This window comes from Pedobacter rhizosphaerae (assembly GCF_900111155.1).
Lineage (GTDB): Bacteria > Bacteroidota > Bacteroidia > Sphingobacteriales > Sphingobacteriaceae > Pedobacter > Pedobacter rhizosphaerae.
In genome coordinates, this window is sequence record NZ_FOGG01000073.1 from 1 (window position 1) to 2,262 (window position 2,262).

The 2,262-nt window shown below is 40.4% G+C and carries 2 protein-coding genes; both read right to left on the minus strand.

The features are described from left to right. Positions 1 to 40 precede the first annotated feature (40 nt). On the minus strand, positions 41 to 1,057 hold the full coding sequence (locus BMX11_RS23975; protein WP_090890131.1) for an IS1182 family transposase: 1,017 nt from the start codon (positions 1,055 to 1,057) through the stop codon (positions 41 to 43). A 389-nt stretch (positions 1,058 to 1,446) separates the two neighbouring features. Beyond that, positions 1,447 to 1,947 carry a PH domain-containing protein gene (locus tag BMX11_RS23980; protein WP_175474670.1) on the minus strand — a complete coding sequence of 167 codons (501 nt, stop codon included), beginning with the start codon at positions 1,945 to 1,947 and terminating at the stop codon, positions 1,447 to 1,449. Positions 1,948 to 2,262 lie beyond the last annotated feature (315 nt).

Here is a 2,262-nt window from a genome sequence, read left to right on the forward strand (position 1 = left end):
AGTAGAAAAACTAGTTTTCTACTCCTTTTGCCCTTTTCTATTAGGGGACTTTTTCAGTGCCCTCTGCATCAGCTACTATGGCTTTTGGCTTTTCGTTATATAGAGCCTCATACCCCTCAAGGTGTGATTGCAGGGTTTGGTAATCGGTTGTGGTCTGGTGAAGTGAATAGTTGAGTATGAACTGCTGCTGTGTACTGATCTGCAGGTTGTAGGTGGGTTTGAGCTGCCCGTTCAGCATGTGGTCTTCTTTCATCCGCATGAATGTGGCATCCGGATCGGTCTTGGACATGCTGTTGCGGCCTGCCAACAACTTTTCCTGCTCCTCATACTTCTTTAGGTTCTCCGGCCAGTGCTTCTTTGCGTAGCTCAGCTTTTGCTTTACTTTCTTATCTACCTCTTGTTTATCATCTAAGGCTGCATTGATCTTGGCGATAGTTTCCTTTACTTTTTCCGGATTTACTTCTTCAAAAGTTACAGGGGCTGTGTCCTTCAGTTCTTCGGCGGCAATGCTTTGCGCATAACCCCATAGTTCATCAAGCTGGGCCTTCATCTTCTCTTTATTCGCTTTGATGCTTTTGCCCCAGACAAAGGTGTACCTGTTCGCCGCTGACTCGATCTTGGTCCCGTCAGTGAACACGGCCTCCTTCAATGAAACAATCCCTTCCTGCTGTAACAACAGCACAATCTGTGAGAAAATCTGCTGAAGGACACCTGACAGCTTCTCGCTCCGGAAACGGTTGATCGTGTTATGGTCGGGCTTTTTCATACCTAATAGCCACATGAAGTGGACGTTCTGTGCCGCTTGATCTTCCAGTTTACGGGAGGAATAAGTATTGGTCAGATAACCGTAAACCAGCAACTTCAGCATCAGCCGGGGATGGAAGCTTGACGCTCCGCCACCTTTATACTTGCGGTTGATAGGTTTGACATCTACCTGGTCAACAACTTGTTTAACGATCCGTACCGGATGACCTGGCGGTACCAATTCCTCCAGTTTGTACGGTAAGAACGTCAACTGGTCTGGATCATATTCTTTAAAGACTACTTTGCCTCCCATGCCTTTAAGATACCAAAAATCACCTAAAAACACAAGAAGCTGCCTCACTTTTGAGACAGCTTCTTGGCTCCGGAAAACGGTCAGTTTTACAAAGATTTATTGAGTGATTTGAAGAGAATTTCAAAGATTTGTGATGATGAATAAAAAGATATTAATGATTAGATTAATTTGATTCCAAAATTTTAATTGAGCTATTTTCAGAGTTGGGAAAGATCAATTCTCTAAAATTCATTAACTGATAACCCTCGGAGCCTTTCGTAATGTAAAAATGAACATTCCTTATAACTGTAAAGGAAAATCAGTATCAGACCTAATGACAAGTAATTTTAGGATGAGACAAAATTCTCATAAAACATGAAAACTTACCATCGCATCACAATTAAGCCAACTTATAACAAAAGGTCTGAAACCATGTTTATATCATCTGGAGTAATGATAATCTTTCCCATATGCCTGGTTGAAATCAGGATCCGATGATTTTTTCTTGTGGCATATAAATTTAACGCTCCAAGACTTGAACTGCGATATTTGCCGAAGTATCCGAAATATCCTCCTATACCAAAAGTCCGAATGAGAATGCCAGAATGCATTTCATCCATATTTTCTACGCTTAAGATATCCTGTTTCTTGATTCGAATATTTCCAGCCAACCGTTTAATGATCAAAGTGTTGTTCCGGATCTCATAGTATAATGGCCTCAAGGCTAAAGAGATGATCATTATAGCACATAATACCCCAACAACAACAAGCTGATAAGTCTCCTTAGATCGTTTGTATTCATTTATCTTATCATAAGACAGGTACATTGTAATTATCAGCATAATTGTAGTAATGATCCATGCGGTGGTATCCATGGACACCGAATATTTTTGTGCTTTATTGTTTTTCATATTTTTTCTTGAAACCCTGCAATCTATTAAAAATTTCGAGCATCGAACCATAAAAGTCGGAAAATATCAGCTATAATATATTTCCGACGAAGGTTTTAGTATATAAATACTGAAAGCTTATACCAGTTGTACAGTTAGGGTGCAACAACAGGGCTCGAACCCAAAGATGGCCTCAATTAACTGCATCCAACGATCTGAAAATCAGATATAAACAAAAATGTGGATATTCCGACCCATACTACACCACCCATTCCGAGGCATAGTACACCAGTCATTCCGAGCCAAAGTACACCAGTTTTTGTTTGAGCTAATTAA